28 protein-coding genes are annotated in these 22657 nt (G+C 49.1%); 23 read left to right on the forward strand and 5 right to left on the reverse strand.

What is annotated here, in order from left to right:
* Nucleotides 1-53 precede the first annotated feature (53 nt).
* From OKC42_RS13185 to OKC42_RS13210, 6 genes are all read left to right on the forward strand, one after another.
* A complete protein-coding gene (locus tag OKC42_RS13185) occupies nucleotides 54-236 on the forward strand; it encodes a hypothetical protein (protein WP_270819919.1) in 183 nt (60 codons plus the stop codon).
* A 389-nt stretch (nucleotides 237-625) separates the two neighbouring features.
* Nucleotides 626-916 (forward strand): hypothetical protein, encoded by a 291-nt coding sequence (locus OKC42_RS13190; RefSeq protein ID WP_270819920.1) that lies wholly within the window; start codon nucleotides 626-628, stop codon nucleotides 914-916.
* Complete coding sequence (locus OKC42_RS13195) at nucleotides 900-1379, forward strand: hypothetical protein (protein ID WP_270819921.1); 480 nt, start codon at nucleotides 900-902, stop codon at nucleotides 1377-1379. Before OKC42_RS13190 ends, OKC42_RS13195 begins: the two co-directional genes overlap by 17 nt.
* Before the next feature lie 262 nt (nucleotides 1380-1641).
* On the forward strand, nucleotides 1642-1845 hold the full coding sequence (locus tag OKC42_RS13200) for a hypothetical protein (protein WP_270819922.1): 204 nt from the start codon (nucleotides 1642-1644) through the stop codon (nucleotides 1843-1845).
* An 11-nt stretch (nucleotides 1846-1856) separates the two neighbouring features.
* The gene (locus OKC42_RS13205; RefSeq protein WP_270819923.1) at nucleotides 1857-2402 is read left to right on the forward strand and encodes a hypothetical protein; all 546 of its coding nucleotides are present in this window, start codon (nucleotides 1857-1859) and stop codon (nucleotides 2400-2402) included.
* Between the two features lie 15 nt (nucleotides 2403-2417).
* Nucleotides 2418-2657, forward strand: a complete 240-nt coding sequence (locus OKC42_RS13210) for a hypothetical protein (RefSeq protein ID WP_270819924.1) — start codon at nucleotides 2418-2420, stop codon at nucleotides 2655-2657.
* 1060 nt (nucleotides 2658-3717) lie between these two features.
* Here OKC42_RS13210 and OKC42_RS13215 read toward each other — a convergent pair.
* Both OKC42_RS13215 and OKC42_RS13220 read right to left on the reverse strand, forming a co-directional pair.
* Complete coding sequence (locus tag OKC42_RS13215) at nucleotides 3718-3978, reverse strand: hypothetical protein (RefSeq protein ID WP_270819925.1); 261 nt, start codon at nucleotides 3976-3978, stop codon at nucleotides 3718-3720.
* Between the two features lie 32 nt (nucleotides 3979-4010).
* Nucleotides 4011-4328 carry a hypothetical protein gene (locus OKC42_RS13220; RefSeq protein WP_270819928.1) on the reverse strand — a complete coding sequence of 106 codons (318 nt, stop codon included), beginning with the start codon at nucleotides 4326-4328 and terminating at the stop codon, nucleotides 4011-4013.
* A gap of 50 nt (nucleotides 4329-4378) precedes the next feature.
* Here OKC42_RS13220 and OKC42_RS13225 point away from each other — a divergent pair, with 50 nt between their 5' ends.
* From OKC42_RS13225 to OKC42_RS13240, 4 genes are read left to right on the forward strand one after another with little or no spacing between them, the layout of a single operon-like run.
* The gene (locus OKC42_RS13225) at nucleotides 4379-5815 is read left to right on the forward strand and encodes a hypothetical protein (RefSeq protein ID WP_270819930.1); all 1437 of its coding nucleotides are present in this window, start codon (nucleotides 4379-4381) and stop codon (nucleotides 5813-5815) included.
* Nucleotides 5816-5873: 58 nt separating this feature from the next.
* Nucleotides 5874-6164, forward strand: a complete 291-nt coding sequence (locus OKC42_RS13230) for a hypothetical protein (RefSeq protein ID WP_270819931.1) — start codon at nucleotides 5874-5876, stop codon at nucleotides 6162-6164.
* Nucleotides 6161-7681, forward strand: coding sequence for a conjugal transfer protein TraG N-terminal domain-containing protein (locus tag OKC42_RS13235; protein ID WP_270819932.1), 1521 nt, complete (start codon nucleotides 6161-6163; stop codon nucleotides 7679-7681). The genes OKC42_RS13230 and OKC42_RS13235 overlap by 4 nt, the downstream gene beginning before the upstream one ends.
* The gene (locus tag OKC42_RS13240) at nucleotides 7681-9150 is read left to right on the forward strand and encodes a conjugal transfer protein TraG N-terminal domain-containing protein (RefSeq protein WP_270819933.1); all 1470 of its coding nucleotides are present in this window, start codon (nucleotides 7681-7683) and stop codon (nucleotides 9148-9150) included. The genes OKC42_RS13235 and OKC42_RS13240 overlap by 1 nt, the downstream gene beginning before the upstream one ends.
* Nucleotides 9151-9211: 61 nt before the next feature.
* On the opposite strand, the gene OKC42_RS13245 is transcribed toward OKC42_RS13240, so the two are convergent.
* The 3 genes from OKC42_RS13245 to OKC42_RS13255 are packed head-to-tail and all read right to left on the reverse strand — an operon-like array spanning nucleotide 9212 to nucleotide 10765.
* A complete protein-coding gene (locus OKC42_RS13245) occupies nucleotides 9212-9829 on the reverse strand; it encodes a hypothetical protein (RefSeq protein WP_270819934.1) in 618 nt (205 codons plus the stop codon).
* Nucleotides 9830-9845: 16 nt separating this feature from the next.
* Entirely contained in the window at nucleotides 9846-10343 is a 498-nt protein-coding gene (locus tag OKC42_RS13250) for a Dna2/Cas4 domain-containing protein (protein ID WP_270819937.1), read from the reverse strand.
* Nucleotides 10340-10765 (reverse strand): CFI-box-CTERM domain-containing protein, encoded by a 426-nt coding sequence (locus tag OKC42_RS13255; protein WP_270819938.1) that lies wholly within the window; start codon nucleotides 10763-10765, stop codon nucleotides 10340-10342. The genes OKC42_RS13250 and OKC42_RS13255 overlap by 4 nt, the downstream gene beginning before the upstream one ends.
* A 111-nt stretch (nucleotides 10766-10876) precedes the next feature.
* Here OKC42_RS13255 and OKC42_RS13260 point away from each other — a divergent pair, with 111 nt between their 5' ends.
* The 13 genes from OKC42_RS13260 to OKC42_RS13330 all read left to right on the forward strand — a co-directional run bounded on the left by OKC42_RS13260 (nucleotide 10877) and on the right by OKC42_RS13330 (nucleotide 22612).
* Nucleotides 10877-11023 (forward strand): hypothetical protein, encoded by a 147-nt coding sequence (locus OKC42_RS13260; protein ID WP_270819939.1) that lies wholly within the window; start codon nucleotides 10877-10879, stop codon nucleotides 11021-11023.
* Nucleotides 11024-11650: 627 nt separating this feature from the next.
* The gene (locus OKC42_RS13265; RefSeq protein ID WP_270819940.1) at nucleotides 11651-12163 is read left to right on the forward strand and encodes a hypothetical protein; all 513 of its coding nucleotides are present in this window, start codon (nucleotides 11651-11653) and stop codon (nucleotides 12161-12163) included.
* Nucleotides 12164-12325: 162 nt separating this feature from the next.
* On the forward strand, nucleotides 12326-12874 hold the full coding sequence (locus OKC42_RS13270) for a hypothetical protein (RefSeq protein ID WP_270819941.1): 549 nt from the start codon (nucleotides 12326-12328) through the stop codon (nucleotides 12872-12874).
* A 72-nt stretch (nucleotides 12875-12946) separates the two neighbouring features.
* On the forward strand, nucleotides 12947-14020 hold the full coding sequence (locus OKC42_RS13275; protein WP_270819942.1) for a hypothetical protein: 1074 nt from the start codon (nucleotides 12947-12949) through the stop codon (nucleotides 14018-14020).
* Nucleotides 14021-14272: 252 nt separating this feature from the next.
* Nucleotides 14273-14887, forward strand: a complete 615-nt coding sequence (locus OKC42_RS13280) for a hypothetical protein (RefSeq protein WP_270819943.1) — start codon at nucleotides 14273-14275, stop codon at nucleotides 14885-14887.
* 220 nt (nucleotides 14888-15107) lie between these two features.
* Nucleotides 15108-15716, forward strand: a complete 609-nt coding sequence (locus OKC42_RS13285) for a hypothetical protein (RefSeq protein ID WP_270819944.1) — start codon at nucleotides 15108-15110, stop codon at nucleotides 15714-15716.
* Nucleotides 15703-16260: a hypothetical protein gene (locus tag OKC42_RS13290; protein WP_270819945.1), complete on the forward strand. Its 558-nt coding sequence runs from the start codon at nucleotides 15703-15705 to the stop codon at nucleotides 16258-16260. Before OKC42_RS13285 ends, OKC42_RS13290 begins: the two co-directional genes overlap by 14 nt.
* A 108-nt stretch (nucleotides 16261-16368) precedes the next feature.
* On the forward strand, nucleotides 16369-16713 hold the full coding sequence (locus OKC42_RS13295) for an H-NS family histone-like protein (protein WP_270819947.1): 345 nt from the start codon (nucleotides 16369-16371) through the stop codon (nucleotides 16711-16713).
* A 305-nt stretch (nucleotides 16714-17018) separates the two neighbouring features.
* Nucleotides 17019-17708: a zinc-finger-containing protein gene (locus tag OKC42_RS13300; RefSeq protein WP_270819953.1), complete on the forward strand. Its 690-nt coding sequence runs from the start codon at nucleotides 17019-17021 to the stop codon at nucleotides 17706-17708.
* Between the two features lie 87 nt (nucleotides 17709-17795).
* Entirely contained in the window at nucleotides 17796-18053 is a 258-nt protein-coding gene (locus tag OKC42_RS13305; RefSeq protein WP_270819955.1) for a hypothetical protein, read from the forward strand.
* A 580-nt stretch (nucleotides 18054-18633) separates the two neighbouring features.
* The gene (locus OKC42_RS13320; RefSeq protein ID WP_270819960.1) at nucleotides 18634-19002 is read left to right on the forward strand and encodes a hypothetical protein; all 369 of its coding nucleotides are present in this window, start codon (nucleotides 18634-18636) and stop codon (nucleotides 19000-19002) included.
* A gap of 388 nt (nucleotides 19003-19390) precedes the next feature.
* The gene (locus OKC42_RS13325; protein ID WP_270819962.1) at nucleotides 19391-19924 is read left to right on the forward strand and encodes a hypothetical protein; all 534 of its coding nucleotides are present in this window, start codon (nucleotides 19391-19393) and stop codon (nucleotides 19922-19924) included.
* 108 nt (nucleotides 19925-20032) lie between these two features.
* The gene (locus OKC42_RS13330; RefSeq protein WP_270819964.1) at nucleotides 20033-22612 is read left to right on the forward strand and encodes a phosphoadenosine phosphosulfate reductase; all 2580 of its coding nucleotides are present in this window, start codon (nucleotides 20033-20035) and stop codon (nucleotides 22610-22612) included.
* Nucleotides 22613-22657: the final 45 nt, after the last annotated feature.

Genomic DNA, 22657 nt, shown 5'->3' on the forward strand with positions numbered 1-22657 from the left:
GGGATCTCGACGCTGCCGCTGGATTGCCAGATCAGAATGTAAGGAGTAACGGGATGACTATTTTGAAATCGAAATTACATATGGCTGAGCACCGTGTAGAGGCTGCCCAGCTCAAGGTAGATAGCCTAAAACGGAAACATCTGGCGGGTTCATCGGCAGCTTCATCAGAGTTATTGAACAACTGGGAAAGCGAGCTATCAGCAGCGAAAGCAGAGCTAGCGAAACTGGCACCATAGTTAGAGGGTAGTTTGTGTAGACAAAAGTGGTTTCAATGCCTCTCATTTTGCTGCAAATGGTCATGAAAATGACCTCGGCGAGTGGAGTGATGATGACCGAGCATTAATCCATCATATCCGCATCGTGCTGCCAGAATTGGCTGCGTGGGGTGATTTTCCCATTGGTGTTGCATGGGGAGGTTACAGCCAAGATGTCTGGTTGCTTAGCTGGTTAGACGAAGATTTGCATACCCTGAATCGAGAACGATTGATGCCTTTCTTGGCATATATCCATTATCACGAAACACATGGCGAACCACCGTCTTGGGGTATATCCATTGAGGTTCTGGATGCCTATGTTTTTGAGCATCAGTTGAACACTTCCATATAAGTCAGAGGAAAAAAACGGAATGGAAAACCAATATGTGGATTTTGAAAGTTGCGTGATAGAACGGGTCAAAGTGCCGACCTTTGACAGCGAAAAGAAATTTGTCCCAATGGTCAGACTGACTGATGAGGAAGGGGGCAATCTGTTTAATTTCCCCGACTCATTCACAGATGAGCAGATAAAAGTTGCCGTGGCTTTCGCTAACCAATCTTACCGACTCGGTAAGGTTTACGGGGCAGAAGCTAAGGCTCATGAGAGCCGCGCATCGCTGGGCTTGAGTTGTGGAAAAACGGACCATGGCCACGAGTTATGAACATCACCGATTGGTTGCGATGTGCGCCCGCTGGTTCAAGCGCCAAGGGTTCGCCATCATCGCTACTGAACTGGCAAGCTACGGGAATCGTGAGCAGCCAGATGTTTATGCCTGCCGTCAAACCTGCTCGGCTGTTGCTGAAATCAAGGTTAGCAGGGCTGATTTCCTGGCGGACAGTAAGAAGCCGGAGCGTCATAGCGGTGGGCTCGGCACCTACCGGTTTTACCTCTGCCCAGAAGGGCTGATCTCTCCATCTGAACTACCTGCAGGCTGGGGCCTGTTGTACGCGAAGGGCCGGAGCATCGTTTCGATACATACCCCGAGTGGGAACATGTGGCCAGCGCCAGGCAGGCAAGACGAAAATTGGAGGCCGTTTGCTCATGAGACTGACCATGAAGCGGAGCGGGCAGCGTTGTTCTCCATAGCCCGCCGTTTGGCAAACGGGCAACAGACGTACAAGTGATCGAGGAGAAACGGGATGAAGCAATCCGATCTGGAATACCAGGGCAAGCTCGATGGTCGGCATTCGTGGTCGTTTGGAGACGACAGCTTCTATTGGACTGACGGTGCCAACGTTGTGACCAGTGATCTGGCTGGTACTATTCCGTTTTGTCGTGTCACTCTAGCTCCACGACAGAGCTCTAGCCCCCGAACTATTAAAGCCTTGACGAGGACTGACGCAAAGCGGGCGATTGTCGAGGCATTGGATTTATAGGAGTAACGGAATGCCTGACGAGTGGAGTGATGAAGCCGTTGCCGAAGCCTGGAACGGTCTCAATGAGAGTTATGAGGAAATGGAGCGCCAGATTGCCGCAAAGGCCCCTCGCTGCCATTTTCTCCCGATGGGGTTAGAGCATGGCGACGGCGAGGATTATCACTCGCAGTGGTGGGAGTGCTCCGTGTGTGGCCATACCAAACCGGCCAATTAGGAGTAGTTTGTATGGCCTTCATCCAGAGAAGACCGGAGATAGAGATGACTGCCAGCAATTTGCAGCAGGCTTTCTACCGTTCTGAGAAGCACCGATACGAGCTGTTGGTAGCGAACGTGTTCATCAAGGGCTGGCTGGAGTGCGATCTGATCGGCGTTCGGCTCAATGGCCATGTTGATGAGGTCGAGATCAAGGTAAGTCGTTCGGATTTCAAGGCCGACTTTGCAAAGGTCGTCCCAATGAAAGAGGGGCAACCGGGGGCTGAATTGGTTCATGAGGGCCACATTACATTCTGGCAAGCCAAAAAACATGACCTGCTTGCGTCTGGTCGGTCGCCAGTAAACCGTTTCTGGTTTATGACGCCTCTTGGACTGTTAACCGAGTCAGACATACCAGTGCACGCTGGACTTATCGAGGTGACAAAGACCGGATCTCTGCGTACCACAAAGCAGGCCCCATTGCTCCACAAGCAAAAAGCGGATGACTCGTTTCGCTATAACTGCCTCCGGCAGCAAGGTTGGCGGGTATGGGATTACATTACGGGCCAAAGGGCCTAGTTAAAGGAGTAGTTTGTGCTTCACGAAGTGATGATCGATGGCATCAAGTATGTGCCCCAGGCGACCATTCAGCCGCAGGATGATGAGACGCTGCGCCGCGCTCTGCATGAGCTGGTGTCTCTCCACTACTTCGGCAACTGGCACAAGGCCCAAGGCGTTACTGGTTTGGTTATCGAAATGCTTTCGCCAGAGCTGAGTAAGGTGATGGATGCCGATATTGGTGCCGCCTTCAAGCGTACCTCGTCAACCGATTAATATGGGGTTCAGGAAGTGAAACTGAGAGAGGAAAAAATCATGAAATCGAAGGGGCTCTCCCTCTCCAATAGGGTTGGAATTTTTATAATTTTTCTACTGGGATGCACAGTAATCGCAGATGTCGCGGGGATTATTGAAATAAGCCGAACAGCAGCCGGAATATCCTTGCCGATTATATTTATAGCTAGTTATTGGGTTGGGAAATGAGTTGAATAGAAGACTAAGGAATCACGGGCGATGGCCAAGACCTACCACATCGAAAGACGGGCGAGTTTGTTGGCTGCATGGAGATCACCCCACACGGGTATGTGTGGTGGTTCCCCTGGAACTGGGTTCTGTTCGTGGCGCTGCTCCTGACAGCGGCTGTAGTTGTCCCATATCGCAAACTGCGGAAGAATGTAAGGAGTAACGGCAGTGTGCGATAGTGGTTTCAATGCCTCTCATTTTGCTGTAAATGGTTATAAAGATGACCCAGCAGTGATATAATTCTGGACTGTAACTTGCAGCTGTTAGGATGTCTAATGTACCGATTCCTTAATGAAAAGAATGCATTGTATTACTTAATAATTTTGTCTGTTATAGCAATAACGGCGATCTGCATAACCTCCTTGTGGTTATATAAAAACAAATTCGATTCTGTTTGTAATTTTAAAATCGTTGAGAGAAACGGGGAATTGGTACCCCTTGAGTTAAATTCACTTGATGGTAGTGAGCCAATTGGTCATTTTGAACGAATGGATGGACAGATTGGATTGTTTCTGGAAAGCACAGAAGTGAGAGATGTTACTAAGTGCTTTCAGGATTACCAGTCGCAACTATGGAAAATAATGCCATATAAATAATGGTAAGCAATGCCATATATTATGCCAGCAGAGTCTGTCAAAGATCAGCATATATAATATGAGATTCGTCCCTATGAACACCTTAAGGCTGAGCGTTCGAGCTGGCCTTAAGGTAATTTTGTATTGGTTGGTAGAATGAGGGCCGGCTGCTACTAGCATACCCCCTAACAAGTTTACAGGTTCCGGTCCACATTCCGTTCAAATCGCCCCAATGGCCTTTAGTCTGAAATGCTACAACCAATCACATTGGTGCATGGATAGACATCCCAAGCTGTCCGGTCAAGCTGCTCGATAATATCCAGCAGCAATCTATTTGATGCTGTTTTACGCGCAGACATAAAGCGGTCAAGCAGATTTGCGGCATCATGGTTATGAATTTTTTCTTTAGCTTGGCTCACCATGCGTACCAAGGAGTCATCAACAAGTTTGACTGACGCCTCATCATGACGAGCCCCAATGTAGAGTCGGCATAAATCCATTAAGGCGTCCCGAGTCATTAGTGTGTGGCTTATCATGGCTTTAATTCACGTTCCTGCATGTAGCGCTGTTTTGCCTGGTGGTCTCCTGGAAACTTTAAATGGATCAGGGCCACAAGTTCCATCATGCAATATAGCGTTGCCACGTTGCTTGAGGCCCCAACGGAGTCGAGTTGTGTGGCCTGCAGTTGCATCTGAATTGCCATTCCCATTTCGGGATAACTCAGGTTCCAATCCATCACATAAGCATAATGATCAGCTGCCATAACTAGGTAGCTAAATGCTTCATGATGGGTCTCCGCCAGTTCCATATCGGCATAATAAATAGCCTTAGGAAGCAAAATTCCGCCCATAAACACCTCCCTTCAGTTAATGGGTGCCACGTTATCACGGTAACTCAGCAATGCAACCGGTTAGTGGACTGCTAATTGACCTGCTTTTGGCCGCCCAATTTATTTTGCCATCCCGCGCTAAGATGAGCCGTTTCATGAAATCGGGGATAGTGATGAAAATGAAAATTTTGCCTGTGGCATGCCTGCTGGCCATGGTCGGGTTACCCGCAATAGCTGCTCAATTCGACGAACGAGCCGTTATCAATCAGCGTATTGGGGGAGGGCGCCCCCTTGAAGCGCCGACAGCTAACAATCCCTTCAGCAAAGCAGCCGCTGGTTGGGATGTGGATCTCACATGTTCAGAAATGAGCCTAAGCAGTGAGATCCTGGGTAGCTTCAACTCGGGCTCGTTCAAGCAGTTACACACAACGTTGGCCGGCAATCTGATGGCCGCGCTGAACCCAACCAGTTTGATCGGGATGGCGCTGCAGCGTGCGAATCCGGATCTCTATGACTCTATGATGAGTGGCAGCCTTTCTGCTACGGATGCATTCAATATGAATGCAATGTCATGCCAAGAAATGCAGCAGGGGATCCTGGACAAAATGCCCGCTGGTGCACTCAATAAATTGGCAATAAGCGAAGAGTATTCTGAGGCGATAAAAAAGCACGCGAACTCAAACTATCAGCTAAAAGACTTGGTGTTTAAGGATGGGGCTGCCGGGAGAAGCTACGACGATGGCAAGAAGGGGGTCCAATTCGGTACAGAAAAACGGGGGATGGTTGGTAAACCGATCAAGGTTACCGAACATGCCTCATTTGCCGGGTTCAATGCGTTAGCGGGCCGTCGCGCCACTGATAGTTCCCCCCTTTCACCATCTGCGGCTCAATCCATGGGAATGGGGGCCGTCTTCAAGTCACCCAAGGAGGCCAATACCTTCATTTCAGATGTGGTTGGTGAGACAAGGATGTATACGGATAAGGATGCCTCTCCACGTGAAGAGGATAGAGGTATTGGCGCTAAAGCGGCCTATGCCAAAGAGTTTGAGGCTAAGAACAAACAGTTGCTTGAGCTAGCAAACAAGCCTGTTTCAAGCATCACCGCGAAGGAACTTGAAAGCGCCTCTACGTCCAGCATTAAGGTCACGCAGGATCTGCTGCTGGCTATCAAGCAAATTCACCCTAAGGAGCAAGGAGCTTATGTATCGGCCCTTGCCACTGACCTTGCAATTGCAAATACCTACGACAAGCTGCTGCATTCCGTCAGGATCATGGACGCCGGTATACGCGATGAAAGTGTGACAAACAATGAGGCCGTGCGAACTGAAGCGATGCATAAGCGAGCATTGCTAGTCCAGGAGATGGACCTCCTTGAGCGGGAAATTCGCTTCAAGAAAGATTTGGCAGGTAGTTCCGCTATCGACATCTTGAGACGCGCAAATATGGAGAACAAAGCCGGCTCTTTCCGGACTCCGACGGAAGAGGTGCCTGTCGGAACGGCCAATTAATTTCATACAAGTAACGGCCCGTCTGGCCGTTACTTTCTCGAGCTCCCTGGAGTAGAAAATGAAGAACGTCCTCATTTTTTTGTTATGTCTGTTCGGGGTAATACTCTGTGCGCTGTTATTGCTCCTGTTCGTAGACACCGGAAGTAATAGTTGGCGGGAGTTTTCCCGTTGGGCCACGATCGTAAAATGGCTGATCGTGCCTGCTGCAATTCTGGCTTTGCCAAGAATCATCGAACGCACAACGAAGAAGGCGCTCGCGCCTAGTAGCCGTAAGTTGCTTGTGCATAGTCAGGTTTTGATGGGGGCGTTGTTCGTCGCCATAGAAGTCAGCCATGGGGTATTCCAATGATCGTGAATGAGTGGATCGAGCCCTACACGCTCATGATGGGGGTGCATTCGATGGGGGTGATTACCGAGGTGCTATGCACTAGCGGGTTAGTCTACGCCCCATTCTTTGTGGCAATAGCCAAGTCAATCGTAGAGGCAATGACCCAAGGGGAGGATGAGGGGAACGCGGGTGAGCTGGCAGTGAAATTTCTCCGCAAAGAACTCCTGATGATTTTCCCCGTTTTCATCATAGCCTTCGTTCCTATGACAAATAGTGACATGAGATTTGATGTTCAAATCAGTAACTATGCTTGCGACGGGGCACAACGAGCCCAAGAAAAGCCAACTCCAAACCAGCAAATGATGATGGGCAATTTCCAAGGGGGGTATACGAAGATCCCTGTATGGTGGTTGATTGTCCATGACTACGCATCTACGTTCACGAATACCGTGATTGCAAGCACTCCCTGTGCTGCAGACCTGCAGATGGCATCTGTAAATATTCAGTCAGCGAACCTCGAAAACAGTTTTGATCAAGCTATCGCAGATAGTTGGCAACGTGCATGTTTGGGCCCCGCCGTTGGAGATGCAACACGAAAGGGGACCCTTGATGATAAAACATGGGCCGGTTCTCAATCACTCCGGAAATACTATCAGCAGGAACAGAACACAGTTTTGATTAGCCGTGAATCAGCATTAGCTGCCGGGCTCCCGATCGGTGAAATGGATGGCAGCCAGGTAAGGCTGAATTGTGATGTGGCATATCAGCACATTGAGCAGGCCGCTGTCACCGCGGCGAAGAATCAGTCAAAGGATTCACTGAATTTGTTAGTCAGCGCCTCTTCCGATGCGGAGGCTGAAAAGAAAATGGCCATGGCGAAGGTAGCCAAGGTTCAACCCCAGGCCGAAGCGCAAATTAAGGCTTTGCTTTCTGGTGCGCCCGAGCAGCAAAAAGGGCCGGATAGTGTCTCGTCGTATGTGAAGGAGTTGGTCGGGTGGTTGGGTACCGCGGTTGGGAACCTAATGAAAGCACCCGGAACGGTGGTCTTGAAAAACACTACGCCGATCATCGTCTGCGTAATGCAAATGACTCTACTGATGGTTATACCAATTCTCCTTGTGTTCTCTGGGTTCAGCATGAAAACAGCCCTCGCGTTGAGCGCAATGTATTTTGGCTTAGAATTCACACTGGTCTTCGTGAACCTTGCCACCTGGATGGATAACACGCTTAACCTCTTCTTCTACTCATCAATCTCAGGTGAGCTGGCTGGTGGATCGACCACTTTTATCACCGGACTTCAGGACAGCATTCTTACCCGTGTTGGTTATACATCTTATGATCTATTGCCCAAGCTGTGGATGGGGCTCATGGCATATGTGGGAATCAAGGGTGGTGGTCAGATGATAGGTGCTGCATCACAAGGAGTAGAAAGCAGTGTGACCAGTGGCGTTAGCAGTGGAGTTCGTGGTGCGAATATTGCTGACTCAACAATGAAGTCTGCTGGACGTGCATTCATGGGACCCGGGGGGAAAGCATAATGATCGCAAACCACTGGATCGATCCGTACACCCTCGTCATGGGGGTGCACATGATGGATGTTGTCATTGAAGCCCTATGCGTTAGCGGGCTGGTGTATGCCCCATTTGCTGTGGCCGTTATACAGTCTATGGTTGAGGCTATGACTCAAGGGCAAGATGAAGGTAATGCAGGGGAACTCGCGGTAAAGTTTCTTCGCAAGCGACTCCTGTGCATTTTCCCCGTATTCCTTTTAGGCTTCATTCCCTCAATTGATGTGACTAGCAACATATCAACGCAGCCTACCGGGGCCTGTGTTGACCCTGGCACTCCATCCCCTCCCAGTCACGTCATCAATATGGTTGGTAATTTTCAGGGTGCAAATACTAAGGCTCCAGCATTTTGGGCCGGTGTGCACGATGTGTCGAGCGTTGCCACGAATGTGGTCATCGCCTCGATGCCGTGCGCGGAAGATATTGCAGCCATCAACACAAACGTGAATACCGCTAACTTTACCAATCCGCAAGATCGGTTACTTGCAGAGCAATGGGGGAAAAGCTGCCTGGCCCCAGCTTCAGGGCGAGTATCACAAGGGGCAAAGTTTGATGGGACTTGGTGGATAGGGCATCCTGATTTCGTCGCTCAGTACAAGAAGGATGGAAGCGTGGTGCATGTTAACTCCGAGGTCGCTACCGGTCTTGGATTGACTGGTAGTGAGTCTGGCGGACAAACTGTCCTTGGATGCAATCAAGCTTTTGAACACCTAATGAACAGTAGCTTACAGCGACTGAACCAGACAGAAGGGTTCCCAGTCATGCTAAAACAAATGGCAGAGAAGCACAAAATGGCGGAGCAGGACATCGCCAATCGACTCGCCGGTGAAATGATTGGTAGCACCGAACGAGCGATGGGATCTGCATACCAGTTGCCAGGAGGGAAAGTGGTAGTCAGTGACAGTGTTGGCAGTAAAGACAACAATGAGGATTATGAGTCCACTCAGCTTGCTGCTCTATTCATGACATCGGCAGCAAACGTCATGAATGCCCCCGATGCGATCGTCTTTCGCCAATCACTTCCAATTCAAGCATCAGTGGTGCAGATGATAATGCTCATGGTGATCCCCATTATCCTCGTGTTCACAGGGTTTGACATCAAGACCACCCTCACCCTCGCTGGACTGTATTTTGGGGTTGAATTTTTGTCCGCCATTGTGTCGTTAGCGACTTGGGTTGGCAGTCTCGTGGATGTGATTTTTGCCTCTGTATCGACCTCAGGAACGTATGCTAAATCAGCCTCTTTGCAACTTTACACAGTGCTACCAATAGCATGGTTCTTCTTCCTTACCTTGCTCGGTATCAAAGTAATGCCAGGATTAGATGGCCATGCAAATAATTTTGGTGGTGTCGCTGGAAATGTTGTTAAGCTCGCAGCCCTTGCTAAAGGGGGAGCTGGCGCTGTAGCAAAAGTAGGTGCATCTACGATGGGTAAGTAAAACTGATAATTGAGATACAAAAAGGGCCTCTGCAGAGGCCCTTTTTATTTGGCTATTCAGTTCAATAGAATGTTGAGTCATCATCATTTACTGCGCCAAGAAATGCGTCTTCTCGATTTTGCGCTGCTTTTGCATCCGCCTCTTCCTTGCTAGCTCGTCCGCCGTACAGCATCGAGAATGCAGTAACAGCACCAATCACAATTGCCAAAACGGGGACTCGGAAAATCAAAAAAAACATAGTGAAGCCAACGCCAAATATTGCAGGGTAGAACATGAACGCCCCGCCTTGGACAACAGAGGACCAATAAAGAAGGTCGTACACCCACCATACAATGAGGCCTAGTACCAAGATCGTGGCCAATGGGAATTTTCCATTGAGTAGCGGCCAGTTTAAAAAACTGCATAGTGAGGCAATTGCCGCCAAGCTAAGCAGCATCACACAACCGATGAACAGCCATATTTCAATATCAGGCATCTGGTCTGTGACCGCGAACAACCCGAAGAACAAGTGAACTTGCTTCATCCCGGCAGTCGAGAATGGGGAGACTGGTACCTGCAATGCACCATGGATGAGTTCAAAAACCACATATGCAGTTGCTAACATTCCATTCGCAGGCCATAGATTACGGGATTTGCTATCAACAAATACCAGCAGTTTTTTGCAGAGCACATTCAACATAATTCCCTCCTGTTTTTTATCTCCGTTGGCAACTGTGCGCAACGCTGCATGACCGACAGATACCTTTGTGGGCAGCAAAAATTTTTATGATTTCACCTCCCTGCGCTCGCCGAGCCAGTTCCACGTATTGAGCAATTTCAGAGTACAACTGAGCGTCCGATCCTAAAGTGATATTTTGACGGTCGCCTTTAGTGACAATAACGGCTCTATGGATAGGCATATGAGCTCTGGCGGCGAGAACAGATGCCTTGAGTTGCACAATATCTGAGAGGTAAATCCGGTTCATTCTGCTTTTGTATTCGACCATAACATTCTCAGCATTGGCTGTGCGAATTATGAAGTCTGGCTTGGCTGAGATCCCATACTTGTGGTTTACAAAACGATGCGAATTTCGTCCCTTATCGGCATAAATCACCTCTCCATCAATGCCTAGCGGAGATGGTTTCTTGACAGATTGGCGCCGTAACACATAGATAACTGTGATGACGATCAGGACAAGCACAAGAGTAGTCACTTCGACTCCTTCCGTATCAGAACCATACGGGCAAACAACAGGACAAATGAGCGAATTCCAGAACGAGCAAAGGGGATGGGTGAGACTATCCTGATTGCAAGTGGGGATAATGCATAGTAAACAGCGATAACAAATCTCCCGGCTCTACGTGGTTTGAGTTGGCTGTCTCGCCAATCCCTCAACTGCTGTGTTACCAGGTGGTCAGGTCCCAGTGCGTAGCTGGCTACAAAGCAACGGCGATCTTGTTCTTGGTGCTCACAAACCGCTGTAGTCAGGTTGTCATGGCTAGCTGTTCCAGATTTTGCCTTCATTTTTCCGTAGGCATTTGGTTGAACGCCATTTTCTTGCAGGCTTCCTCCATGCGGACACCAAGCCATTTTCCCAATTTTGCTGGCGCTTATAATTTTTGTTTTTGTACTCACCTAGATACCTCACTTCCAAAAGCTATCCCATAAAAACCATTCTAACTTAGGAACAATGAATGCAAGTTACGAGAGAATCTGCTGATTCGCCGCTGGTGGACTAGCCAACCATTGTTTGAGCTGGAGCTGGCCGGTGCTTGCCCGGTCGCCGTGGCGGGTGACCCCCTGCCAGTTGGCCAGCATCGGGAGCGTGTGTTGGCCGGTGCCCGCCGCGCTGCCGGTGATCTGCAGCTGCCCGCTTGGTCGCCGCCGTGGTGAGTAACCCCCTGCCGGTTGGCCAGCATCGGGATCAGGTGTTGGACGGTGCAGGGGAATTGTTGCTCTATCGCGGCTATTGTTTTCTGCTAGTGGTACACCGTCATGTCCCCAGGGGGTTGAAAAATGTCGATTAACGTGCGAAATTGGTATCTAACTACTGCTTAGTAGCATAGGTGGCCAAGGGGTTAACCAAGTCACCCTGTCTTTTGACAGATCCCAACGTCCAATTTCCTGATTGTGGGTACACCAAACTGCTTTTTTAGTGGTTTTGTGTGCCCACAATGCTTAGAGGAAGCATTTTGGACTTAACCCATCTTGGTGAATTCCCGCCATTCTGACCTGCTACACATTAGCAGGTGACAGATCTCAAGCTATAACCATCAAAACTCCCAACCTGAACGTATAAGTTCAAGCTCCTGTACTCTGGGGGCTTTACTAAACCGCACGCCAACCTCTTCGATTCTTCACGCCAATATCCAACCGTTATTGGCATGAAGAATTTCAGGCGATCCGCCTGGATTGCTAGCACGTGTAACCAGCTAGCGGCCATTTGGCGCACGAGGTTAAACCAAACCACCCGGTTACGTTCATTTAACTAGGCTACGGCCAGCTTTTAAGGATAGACAGATGGAATCTCTCATCATTCTTGGCTTCTTCGGCATCATGGTTTTTGCGTTTATCAGAGGTATGAAAGAGCAGTTGCTCAAGAATACCGAAGATGACAGACGTGAACTTGAGAAGCATAGAAAAACCGCAATGATGACTGAGGCCGCCAAGTTAGCAGCCGAAGTGATCAAAGGTGAGTTAAAGGAACAGCTTGATAATGTGAGATTTAACGCCGCAGTAAATGCGGCTGTTGAAAGTCACCTTCGTGAAGCAGGAGTGGCCGGCACTACACCGCGCCCTCAAGGAGTTAAACCCCAACCACCAAAGCAACACTGGAGAGCTCATGCTGCTCAAACAGCTCGAGGTGTGACACCAGAGCCGACTATGCAAGCAGAGCAAGCCGAACAAGTTTCACAATCCGATCAACATGAGCAGTACGAACAATATGCACAGTCCGAGCTGGATACAGAGCAAGGTTACACTGCCGCCGCTTACAACAGAGATCAAGATTTCCCTCAACACCATCCACTGTGATGAAGGAGGCTGCGCAAGCAGCCTCTTCTCACTATCAATAAAGCGAGTCCTGTCAGGTAAACATGTTTTTCCTGAGTTGATTTGCCTACCGGCAAAGAGCGATAGGGGTTTCAAGTCGCAGGCTTATAGCCACCCAACATCAACCACATAGGACGTTAGTCTATGAAAACAAACAATAGGAAGAATGAGGTGTCTCTCAGCGGTTATGTCAGCTGGGTGGGCATCAAATTAAGCCAATATGGCTACTACGGAGCAGTGGTCATCGCAATTGACGATGGCTACCGAGACGTTAAAAACAACAATGCTTGGGTTGATCGGACTCAGTTCATTAAACTTGAGATATCGGAGAAGAAGGATCCGCAGTTATCTGTCGGCGATTTTTTAGACGTATCCGCAAAGCTCACTTTTGAACAGGGCACGGGTGAAAACCAATACTCAGGAATCAAAGTGAGGGTTAATAAGATCAACATTCACTTCACGAAGGAAGAACTTGCCTTCTTGAAGCAATCGGGACATGCAGGACATCCTCAACAACAGCAATCGCGATCCCAACCGCAGCAGCCCCAACCCAGAGGCGACTATCCGCCACATGAGAGCCAGCAGAATGGGTACCCCACTCAGCCTCAGCCACAAGCACCACATGGTGGCAAGATGAATGGGCGCTCTACTCAGCAACCGCAACAGCAACCATATGGCGGCCGACGCAGCTAATACCTAACCAGCCCTTTGGGCAACACCAACCAACCCCGCCTTGCCGGGGTTTTTTTATATTTGGAGATAACCATGACCACTCGTTCTGCAGCGGAAATCCTCGGCGTTGACAAAACCGAAGTAGAAAACACCATCATTGACGTACTTTTTAAAGCATCGATTGTTGAAGGACGGGTTCCTTCTGAGATTGATCTGAAAAGAGTCATCCGATTCATTGAGCGAACCCAGTTAAACCCATTTGATGGGACAATGTTCGTCCGTTGGAATGAGTTTGGGGAGGTTGAGCCAGGCCTACGAGTTGATGGGTGGCTTCAGCTTGCAAAGCAGGGAGGGGTGAAAGAGATAGTGCAGAGCTACTCTGATAACTTTATCAAATACCCTGAGTTTAGAAATGACGTTCGTGGTCACGAGTGGATTGAAACAATTCTAGTGACAACAGAAGGTGGCCGTTACGTACACCGTGAGTATCTCGCTGAAAACTTCTATACAACCAAAGTATGGATGGAGATGCCAAACCGCTCGCTAGGGCATAAGTCAACGTGTCAAACCATCCGGCTGTTTACTGGTGTTTATGCCGCCGATGAATGGCAAAAAACCGTGAGCCCAACTGAAGGAGGGCTGACAGTCTTAGTTGACAATGGTGCGGCTGATACTGAGCTGGAAACAGCAGCAGTTGCACCAGCTGTTAAAACAGAAACTACTGCAGCGACACTTGAGGTTGAGGCAGTCGTTGAAATCGAAACTACAGCTCCAGAAAAACCAGAGTTGGTAGTGGAGACTCAGGAGACAGTTCCTGCGTCAGTCGAACCGATCATTGAGGACTCCGCCAGCGTATCAACGGCAGTTGTCAAAGAGGAAACACCGACAGTAGCTGAGATAGCTGAGGAAAATGTGTCGGAACCAATGATGCAGAACCATCTACCGGTCACTTTAGAGGAGATCATTCAATACCCATGGGGTGGTCATCTTCCTTCAGCAAAGATGCGCGGTGATGTTCGAGTTGGCTTTACCCGGGCAGCTGAACAAAACGCTTGGGTGGCCATTCGTGGTTACTTCGCAAATAGCCTATCCATGAGTGATGAAGATCGCGAATGGACACTAAAAGCTTTGGATCAGATGGAGAATGTAATCAATGGACGTAAGTGAAGATCTATTGGTCCGTCGTGGACTACGAGCTTTATAACTACAAGAGAGGGGGCCTAATGGTCCCCTGTCTTTTGTTGAGAGAGCTTTACGGTTAGTCCAACAACAATCGAAGAATCGCTTTCCAGCGAGCACGCGATCAGGCCTGCAAATCGCGCCAGAGGCCAACACCAATACGGGCAAGCAGCCCAAACCAACAGCTACAGGAAACTGAGGAGTTTTGGCCTTCTCATGCTCCATGTGGATGGAGGCAACATGTTATTTTGGCAACGAGATTTGTTTGATGTGGATCGGGACGTGATTTCGTTCCAGGACCATCAAAAAACTAAGCGAGAAAGGAAAAGGAAAACCAAGGAGGTCGATGCCACCCATCTGAGTGAAAGCCTGCTTCCATGGCTTTTTCCTGAAGACTACCCCGAGCTACAGGATGCTATCGCAGCATCGATGTTCACATGGACAGAAGAGGACATAGTGAAATTATGTAGCGCGGTGCTAAATGATGCGATTTATGCACTTAGCTCACCGAAATGCGGCACAGAGTTAAGAGATATGGCCACCGAGTGGCTATTCAGACAAGCTTTGGTACCGTTTAGCTTCCAGCATTGCTGTATTGCGTTGGGTGTAAACCCGGAGCGCATGCTTGCTGGGGTATTTCGGCAAGTAATTCAACGGCGCAGAGAGCTGCGGCGTAGCCAGAAACTCAGCTACAAGGAGCATGTGCTTCTTCAGTGGTTGGAATGTCAAGGTTGGATTGATGAGGTGGCGTCAATGGCCATGACAATTGCAGATGATGGTTGGGAGTTTAATCCTACAGCTATCATCGCTCACTATGAGAGGCAATTCGAAAACTCATCCAACTATCTATACTAGACACTTCGTAATAAATAGGGGGCTTCGGCCCCCTTCCTTCAGCCTCATTTCCACACCCGTTCACCGATTATTATTCTCGTACAAAACGCCCGAGCAGATAGCCGTTATTTTTCTTCAGCCAGAATACAGACCCGTTCTACCTGAGCCATAACCAATGGCTCAGGTAGGCCCAGTTGCATCATTTTCAATCGCCGTAAGCTACCAGCAAAGGAGATAAATCATGTGTTTTGATGAAGCTTTTGTATTTTTTGATGTTTCCTCTGGCGCTTTCCACTTCGCTAGCGGGGTTTGTGAATTCGCTGTGGGAGAGGCCCCCGAATGGCATGTGCTGGTTAAAAGATTGGATGAGTTTTCAGCTATGGCAAGGCGGGACTGGAGGCGGACTTACGTGATCCTGCCAACAGAAATTAAGGCGTTAGGGCGATTAAGAGCAGCGTTAAGTCATCACTTATTTGGCCCAAACGAGCTGCCGCCAGCGGTCATTTATTCCGATTTGTATGCCAAGAATCGGAGGCTGATGCCTCCTCTGTTTCGCAAGCTGCTTCTTGGTGACGGTAACAGTGTTGCCCGGGAAGTTGACTTGCTACGTGGGGCACAGCAGCGAGAGCTGTTGTATGGCCTACATGATTTGGAAATGCAGGGATACCGTAACTTTGGGGGACTTCCTTACGGGCGCTTGGATATGTGCATTCTGGGGCTGTTTAGCAGTGTTGTATTGGTTGGCGAACTCGACGATAGGGATAAGCGGCTAATAGAAATGGCATTGCTTACCGGCTTATCAGTGACGCGATTAAAGTGTGATGAAGGACATGAATATGTACCTACTTAAAAAAACCTTCAATACGGACTTTTTTACAGTTCAGGAAGTGCAGCCTGAAGATGTAGACACGTGGCTTCAGAATGGTGTTTCACTATTTTCATCCGAGATACATGCATCTTATGCAAATACATTACTGGGAACAATTGCGGCCCCAGATTGGGTACCGAACTACCGTCAGTATGGTTCAATTCTTTCGCTGGATTACCCATTTTTCCGTGCGAACGATGAGGCTACATTCAATCATGCCTGGCTGAAGATCATGGCGTCGGAGGCAAGGCTTAGGGCAATTCAAAAGCTCACCTTTGTGGATGATTTGTTTTTCAGCGTATCGACGCTTGTGGCTCCCCCCCCGGCACCTTGGGCATGCCTGGTTGATCATCAACGGCAGACAGTTATTGTCGTGGATAGAACTGGCCAAGTGTTTGGCGGGAGTGAGCAGTCCATTCTCAATACGTTAAAGCACCGATACTCATTCGAGAGGGAGCTGCTATTCCGGAATAATCGTCATCTGGAGATGATTGAGGTGAACCTAGGCCTTAAGAAGAGGCTGTGATTCTGGTGTACTAGATGCACTCCCTTTATGATGTGCTGCAAGCTGGCTTGTATCCTCGAGATAGGGGGGCGCCAGCTTGTTACAATCAACAGCTCAAAGGGGAGCCAGATGCAAGTGGAAAAAGAAAAAAAACGTGAATACACCCCTAGAACAATTATGACCTTGGCTAAGAGGCTTAGTAGCCTAACTTTGCGCAAAGAGCTACTGTCATTGCTCCAGAGTTATATCGAAGAGGAAGAGCTGATCATTTTGCAGGAGGAGGAAAGTCGATTAGCTAAGGAGGCAAAAATGAATGCTCTCTTGCAGAGCATGGAAGAGGCCGGAATTGATATCACCGAACTTGCGAGTGCGGCTAATCAGAAAGCCAAAAACACTGGGCGAAGAGGGGCGCGCAAACCGAGACAACAAAAAGGATCCGCTGACTCAACCTTGCCAGACGTACAGAAAAACTGATATCGTTTAGACGCCCTGGGGGATGGATCGTTAATTCGATTACAGGGCGTATTCATCCCCAGCTTCCAATCTTTCGGCTTTCTGCCGCAACAAAAAACCTGCGATCTATTTTCCTCATAAGCCCGTGATGGCTGATTCTGCATGTCTGTTCGCCGCCAATATTCCGGCGTCAGCGCACATGCAGAAACAGCCCTCTGGCTGTCTATGGCGCTCAGGTCTGCAAACGCCACTCGTGACCAACCCCAACGTGAGCTAATGCTCAACAACAACCGCCTTAACAGGTATGTATTAATGAGGATTTTTCTATGTCCAATGTGAACTACCTTCCACCGCGCCCACTTCGGCAACTGCTGACAAAGCAGTGCCAGCTCAGTGGGATCGACTCTGTTGATGTGCTGCTTTATGCAGTCATCGGAGAGTGGTTGTGTCGCCGTTATGGCGATATAGACAATTGGAGTCTGCCAGATGAGGCAGTTACTTGGCTTGCGGCCGAATCGGGCTTTAAAGAAGATCAGCGAGTGAAGGCGACTTATGTCGCAAACCTCATTTGCGATTATCACGCCGGCCGAAAATCAATAGCATGTCCGATTTTCACGATCACTTGTGATTGTGGACGGCAGGTAAGCCGTAAAGGACAAGAGTCACACCGCTACCCGATGTACCGGTGTTCCTGTGGCCGCAGTTGCGGTTATCACAAGGGGGACGGGTGGCCACTGGGATTAATGGCCGATGCTGATGCACGGCGTTGGCGAGGGATCTTGCACCAAGTTTACGATGTTCTATGTAAATATTGGCGCATAGACAATAAGCGGGGCTATGAGAAATTAGCCAAATTACTAGGAGTTCCCCTACATCAATGCCATTTCAGCTTGGTTGTTGATGTGCCGAGGGCACAAGAAATCCGTAAACTCATGCTGGAGGAAATTGAACGCCTGCAACGTGAAGGCCAGGTCACATCCCGGCAGTTACCTATGGTCTTACCAAGTCAGTTGTGATACCTGCCATATAAAACCAAGCACGTAACCCATAAACCCAAGCGGGAGCCATCCCGCATGGGGATGGCTCCGTTTCAAGGAGCATTTATGAATAATGAAACACGTAGTCTGTGCCTTACTGAGGTGCGTCATGCTCAGAATGGTGGGTCTGCCAAAGACTCCCAGGGCATTGCGGAGGAGCAGGTTGAAGCCGAGCTAGCTCGGTTCTTCAAGCAACAAATAGAAGATGGTTATCTGTTAGCTGAGGATATTCCGCTTCAATTGGCTCGCTACGGACTAATGGAACCACTCCAATTTTCTGACGAAATACGCGAGCGTATTGCACTCGCTGCAGAAGACCGGTGAGTAAGGTCTAACTAAAAACCGAGAGGGTTCCGGCCCTCTCGGGGCCGTGAACCCATTTGTCAGTGGGGATGTCATGGACATTTTTTTGCACTTTTTAAGATGGGTTGTTCAACTGATTAGCCCAGATGATAAGAAAACAATCCTTGCCATCGGAGAAGACCTACGCAAAGTTGCGATCACGTCTATTGGTGTCGGCCTAGTTGGATGGGCGGTGTCAGGGGACACGATAACTGTGACTGAAGCCAGTGTCTTGGTTGTCATTGGCCTAGTGTTATGGATATATGGTATAATTTTAACCAAGTTCAGCAACTCATAGGAGCTGATATGACACTCGTTATCGGTATGTTGGGGTTGCTTGCTTTTTTTACCATAGTGACTTTTGGTAGCTTGTATCTGTATCAAGAGAAACATAAGGGAAAAAAGCACCACCGCCAGTAGAAGACGGCAATAAGGTGAAAAAAGACAGATAAAATGTCTTTTGAATAGTGTGGGTGATTTGCTCACAATAAACCCTCCTGGAGCTTAGTGCTCCCGGGGGGTTTTATTTATAAGTCTGTGCACTTGCTTTTGGGGTTTTGTTATGAAAAAAAACTTTACTGCATACGTTATAGCTGTCGCGCTGGTTTTTTCGTTATTTTACCTATTACCTTATGCCGTCAAGATGAGCTCCCGATGGGAGAGTCGAACCAATCCGACAAAAAATACGTCTGTAGTGCTAGACGATGGACGTGAAGTGTCAGGTGATTTTTTTGTTGATTGGAGTGGTGATTACGTTCTTATTACTGATAATGGACAGCTGCATTTTAATACATTCCGTTCGATGAGTGTTCCAAAGTCAGAAGCATCAAAGTCGCCTCCATGGAGGCTGTTCTTTTTCCCCGGTCTGTTGATGGCACTTTATTGTGTCGCTATTTTCCCCATAATGGCGATGATGAAACCTCGGGGGTAAGTATTCCAATACTGATTGATATGAGAGAGCTTCATGTCTGTAACGGATGCAAGCACTCTCATTGCCAACCATAAGACCTTTCTATATTCTGTCATTGTCCTCGGTGCCCAGAGGGGGACAGGCCAGTAGGCTCGGCACCAACCTCCAACCTCCAACCTCCGGCTTATGGCGCCCCCCTACCCGATCTACCTCTACCCGATCTACCCCAAGCCCGTGATGGCTGATTCTGCATGTCTGTTCACCGGCAATAGCTGGCGTCAGCGCACATGCAGAAACAGCCCCTGGCTGTCTATGGCGCCCCGATCTGCAAGCGCCACTCGCGATCAACATCAACCCGGGCATCTGCCCGAACTCTAACTCGCCCGTTCAGGGCCACAGGATATTCAACATGCTGTTAAATAAATCCCATGTGCGGCAATGCCCACACTTTCGTGAGGATCTGCTCGGTCGAGAGCCTAATGCCTCAATGGAACAATTCCTTGCAATGTTCAAGGAGGATGAGCAGACAGAGATAGACTTTCATCACCTCATGGATGTGATGGAGGGGTACATCCTGTCACTTAGGATGGAGGTCATGCGACAGCTGATCCAGGAAAATTCTGGTAATGGCCTAGGGCTGGAGCTCCAGAAAAAGGGGAAAGAACTTGCCGTAATTCTGCCTGAGCCATCGGCTCGAGGTGGGGTGCGAGTATCCTACTACAGCATTAACGGCCCCCTCTACCACGAAGTTTTTGACACCGTTGAAGGTGCAATACTAGCGGCAATTCAGTCTGGATATCGGTCTCGGCATCCTGGTGCTCTTGATCGGTTGACCGATTTACCCTCTTGGCGCCGAGGTGTGTTGTGGACCACCTTGCTATACAGGACTCGCGGTAATCCAACCCAGTTCTTGAAAGACAACCCCGGCTATCTCGATAGCTAATGATATTGCCCCCTTCACACTGGGGGCTAATGGTGCTTGGTCTGTAATGCATCACCAGTGACCCCCTACCAATCCGCCCATCTCGGGCCACCCCATTAAGGAAATTATATGGACAACTTTGACCTCTTTACTGGTCTTGATGATTTTGACAACCACGAATATACCGTCAGAAACCCAGTTCTCGACACAGCTCCGGTGTTGAGCATTTACAAAGGTGACAAGTGGGACCGTATCAGGGAAACGTTGACCCTGAATGACGACCTTCAAGCAGCACTTAGTGAAACAACAGGCCTACCCTTATCCGATATGATCGCCGAGTCTGTGCAGGCATTTCGCCAAGCATTGCTTGATGGTTATACCTTTGCTCTAGCACTAAGCGGAGGCAAGGATTCGACAGCAACTCTTCACCTGATGTTGTTTGCCTTGGTTGGATTGATCCGGGAGGGCCGGCGTAACGATATTTCGGCCTACCATTGGATCAGCCACACAGACACCCAGGTTGAAAATCCTGAAGTTCGCTACCTTGCCGATCGGCAACTTGCGGCCATTCAGGAACTCATTAATCAAGAGTCACTCCCCCTGACGATCGTGGTTGGAAAACCTAATCTTGCATCATCTTGGACAGGAAGGGTTCTTACAGGTCGGGGATTACCATCTTACATCACCTCAAACGCCGCTCAGTGCTCGATTGACCTAAAGGTGTCAACCGGGAACAGAGTGAAGTCGATGATGCTGAAGCGCATACCTAAAGATATGCGTGAAAAAGTCTGTTTGGTATTGGGCTCTCGAGATGCAGAAAGTACCGCTCGGGCCGGCAACATTGCTCGTAGAGGGGGACTGGCAACCGCCCCAGTGAAAACAACGGGAGGTTGGGAGCTTTATCCCATTAAGCATTGGGCGCAAGGTGATGTGTGGGAGCTGTTGATGTCCACCGGAAATGATGCGTCTGTGCATCTGCCATTACCGAGTTATCAGGCCAATAACAAGGAGCTGGCTGAGCTTTATCGTGACGCGACAGGGGAATGTATCTGGAGTGCTAGCGAAAAGAAGGCTTCTGACGCTTGCGGAGCACGCACCGGTTGTTGGTGTTGCCTTCGTGGCGGCGGAAGCGATAAAAGCATGGAGAACATGCTCTACGAGGAAGTAAACGGTGAGCGAGTCATTGTGCCTCGTTATGCATACATGCTTCAACTCAACCGCATCCAACGTCTATTGGCCGTAAAGCAATGGTCTTGGGAGGACAGACATCCTGTAGGTAGGACAATCTATGCCGGAGGTTTCATTAAGATCCAGCCCGACGTGTTTTCGCCGCGTTTTCTGGCGAGACTGCTGCGCCTATGCTGCTCTGCTGATTATTTGGAGCAGCAGAGAGCAGAGGAGCTGGAGTTGAAACTGCTCTTAGGTGAGGTAGAAGACAGTGAGTTCAATCGCCGCATGTCATCGCCACAATTTCGCATTGTGTCGCCAGAGCAGTTGCTACATGTGAGCTGGTTGTGGGATTTTCACTGCTTCCACGAAACTCCCTTTCAGGCGATCGAGATTTATCGTAGCGTCTGGGAGGATGGTGAGATTGAGCTACTGACAGAGGAGGAGCTTGCTCATCCGGTGCCAGCAAGCAAAATCCCGCCTGAGTTTTGGCTTAAGGTGCCCAATTTGAAGTGGGGGACATCGGAACTCACTGATGGGCTATCTGACCCAATGTTACAGTCGGTCTATTTCGATGGCCAAGGTGATGGGCGTGCAGCTACTGCTGTTCAAACTCATGATGGTTATCGAACAATCGGGCCTGTTGAAACGGCAAAGCAGCTGAGCGTAGATAGCGAAGTTGCCAGCTGGATCATCTGGGAGGAATATGACCGAATGAGGGGGTCAGCTCAATCCGGGGAGATGACCAACACAGCAGCCGTTCTCTATCTGCTTAGGCTTGGTGTGGTCCAAATCACACCTAGCAAAATAGCTGATATGCATTCTATGGCTCAGAGGGGCCAAAGAATGCGGGAGATGGGGTTATCGGGTGACCAATCACTATTTAGCATTTTTTGCCGTAGTGACTTGGAGATCCTTACTACCCCACAATACCGATTGGTAGTTCAGGATGAATGCCGGCGCCATGAACTTAAGCATCTAGCCAAAATACGGCAAATGCGTAGGTTGTTATGGATCGGTTTTACACTGGCTTACCATCGGTACCACAAGACGCCATTTTGGGCTGATGTGGAACATGCCTTGCTTATCGAGGAAGAGCTTGATACACACAAAAAGGCCAAGAGAACCGGCTTTCATCTTGAGTGTCTACTTTCATCTGTGATAGCGACAAGGGTTGGTCGACTGACATCTGATGGTGTTAACTCATCATCGTTGCAACTAGAGAGGCGATGGAAAAGGCAGCTATCTGCAGAGCTATCCTTACTGACAGGTAAGCTCGGGACTCTGGTTCGATTGCATCTTGATACTGAGCTGTGCAGAGTCCAGAAGCAGTTAGAGACGGGGAGGGGATTTCCTACATCCTCAGCTATTGGTGAAGTTGCGTTCCCAAACCCACTTCATTCTCGAGTTGTTCAGATGGTAAAAGTTGCCAGGAGATTAGTAGGGGCTGCCCCGACTACACATGACAACATAGTCTACTTATCCGGCCGCTCACGACGGCCTGGTGTTAGTTGTGAAGAACAACTAATGCTCGCAATGTGACTCAATCCAAAGCCACCGTTTTTCACGGTGGCTTTTTATTTTTTA

Source organism: Aeromonas sp. Y311-2 (genome assembly GCF_027706025.1).
Taxonomy (GTDB): Bacteria; Pseudomonadota; Gammaproteobacteria; order Enterobacterales; family Aeromonadaceae; genus Aeromonas; species Aeromonas veronii.

Coding starts and splice junctions, on each gene's coding strand:
- OKC42_RS13185 (WP_270819919.1), top strand. CDS start 54: ATGACTATTTTGAAATCGAAATTACATATGGCTGAGCACCGTGTAGAG.
- OKC42_RS13190 (WP_270819920.1), top strand. CDS start 626: ATGGAAAACCAATATGTGGATTTTGAAAGTTGCGTGATAGAACGGGTC.
- OKC42_RS13195 (WP_270819921.1), top strand. CDS start 900: ATGGCCACGAGTTATGAACATCACCGATTGGTTGCGATGTGCGCCCGC.
- OKC42_RS13200 (WP_270819922.1), top strand. CDS start 1,642: ATGCCTGACGAGTGGAGTGATGAAGCCGTTGCCGAAGCCTGGAACGGT.
- OKC42_RS13205 (WP_270819923.1), top strand. CDS start 1,857: ATGGCCTTCATCCAGAGAAGACCGGAGATAGAGATGACTGCCAGCAAT.
- OKC42_RS13215 (WP_270819925.1), bottom strand. CDS start 3,978: ATGGATTTATGCCGACTCTACATTGGGGCTCGTCATGATGAGGCGTCA.
- OKC42_RS13220 (WP_270819928.1), bottom strand. CDS start 4,328: ATGGGCGGAATTTTGCTTCCTAAGGCTATTTATTATGCCGATATGGAA.
- OKC42_RS13225 (WP_270819930.1), top strand. CDS start 4,379: ATGCAACCGGTTAGTGGACTGCTAATTGACCTGCTTTTGGCCGCCCAA.
- OKC42_RS13230 (WP_270819931.1), top strand. CDS start 5,874: ATGAAGAACGTCCTCATTTTTTTGTTATGTCTGTTCGGGGTAATACTC.
- OKC42_RS13235 (WP_270819932.1), top strand. CDS start 6,161: ATGATCGTGAATGAGTGGATCGAGCCCTACACGCTCATGATGGGGGTG.
- OKC42_RS13240 (WP_270819933.1), top strand. CDS start 7,681: ATGATCGCAAACCACTGGATCGATCCGTACACCCTCGTCATGGGGGTG.
- OKC42_RS13245 (WP_270819934.1), bottom strand. CDS start 9,829: ATGTTGAATGTGCTCTGCAAAAAACTGCTGGTATTTGTTGATAGCAAA.
- OKC42_RS13265 (WP_270819940.1), top strand. CDS start 11,651: ATGGAATCTCTCATCATTCTTGGCTTCTTCGGCATCATGGTTTTTGCG.
- OKC42_RS13270 (WP_270819941.1), top strand. CDS start 12,326: ATGAAAACAAACAATAGGAAGAATGAGGTGTCTCTCAGCGGTTATGTC.
- OKC42_RS13275 (WP_270819942.1), top strand. CDS start 12,947: ATGACCACTCGTTCTGCAGCGGAAATCCTCGGCGTTGACAAAACCGAA.
- OKC42_RS13280 (WP_270819943.1), top strand. CDS start 14,273: ATGTTATTTTGGCAACGAGATTTGTTTGATGTGGATCGGGACGTGATT.
- OKC42_RS13285 (WP_270819944.1), top strand. CDS start 15,108: ATGTGTTTTGATGAAGCTTTTGTATTTTTTGATGTTTCCTCTGGCGCT.
- OKC42_RS13290 (WP_270819945.1), top strand. CDS start 15,703: ATGTACCTACTTAAAAAAACCTTCAATACGGACTTTTTTACAGTTCAG.
- OKC42_RS13295 (WP_270819947.1), top strand. CDS start 16,369: ATGCAAGTGGAAAAAGAAAAAAAACGTGAATACACCCCTAGAACAATT.
- OKC42_RS13300 (WP_270819953.1), top strand. CDS start 17,019: ATGTCCAATGTGAACTACCTTCCACCGCGCCCACTTCGGCAACTGCTG.
- OKC42_RS13305 (WP_270819955.1), top strand. CDS start 17,796: ATGAATAATGAAACACGTAGTCTGTGCCTTACTGAGGTGCGTCATGCT.
- OKC42_RS13320 (WP_270819960.1), top strand. CDS start 18,634: ATGAAAAAAAACTTTACTGCATACGTTATAGCTGTCGCGCTGGTTTTT.
- OKC42_RS13325 (WP_270819962.1), top strand. CDS start 19,391: ATGCTGTTAAATAAATCCCATGTGCGGCAATGCCCACACTTTCGTGAG.
- OKC42_RS13330 (WP_270819964.1), top strand. CDS start 20,033: ATGGACAACTTTGACCTCTTTACTGGTCTTGATGATTTTGACAACCAC.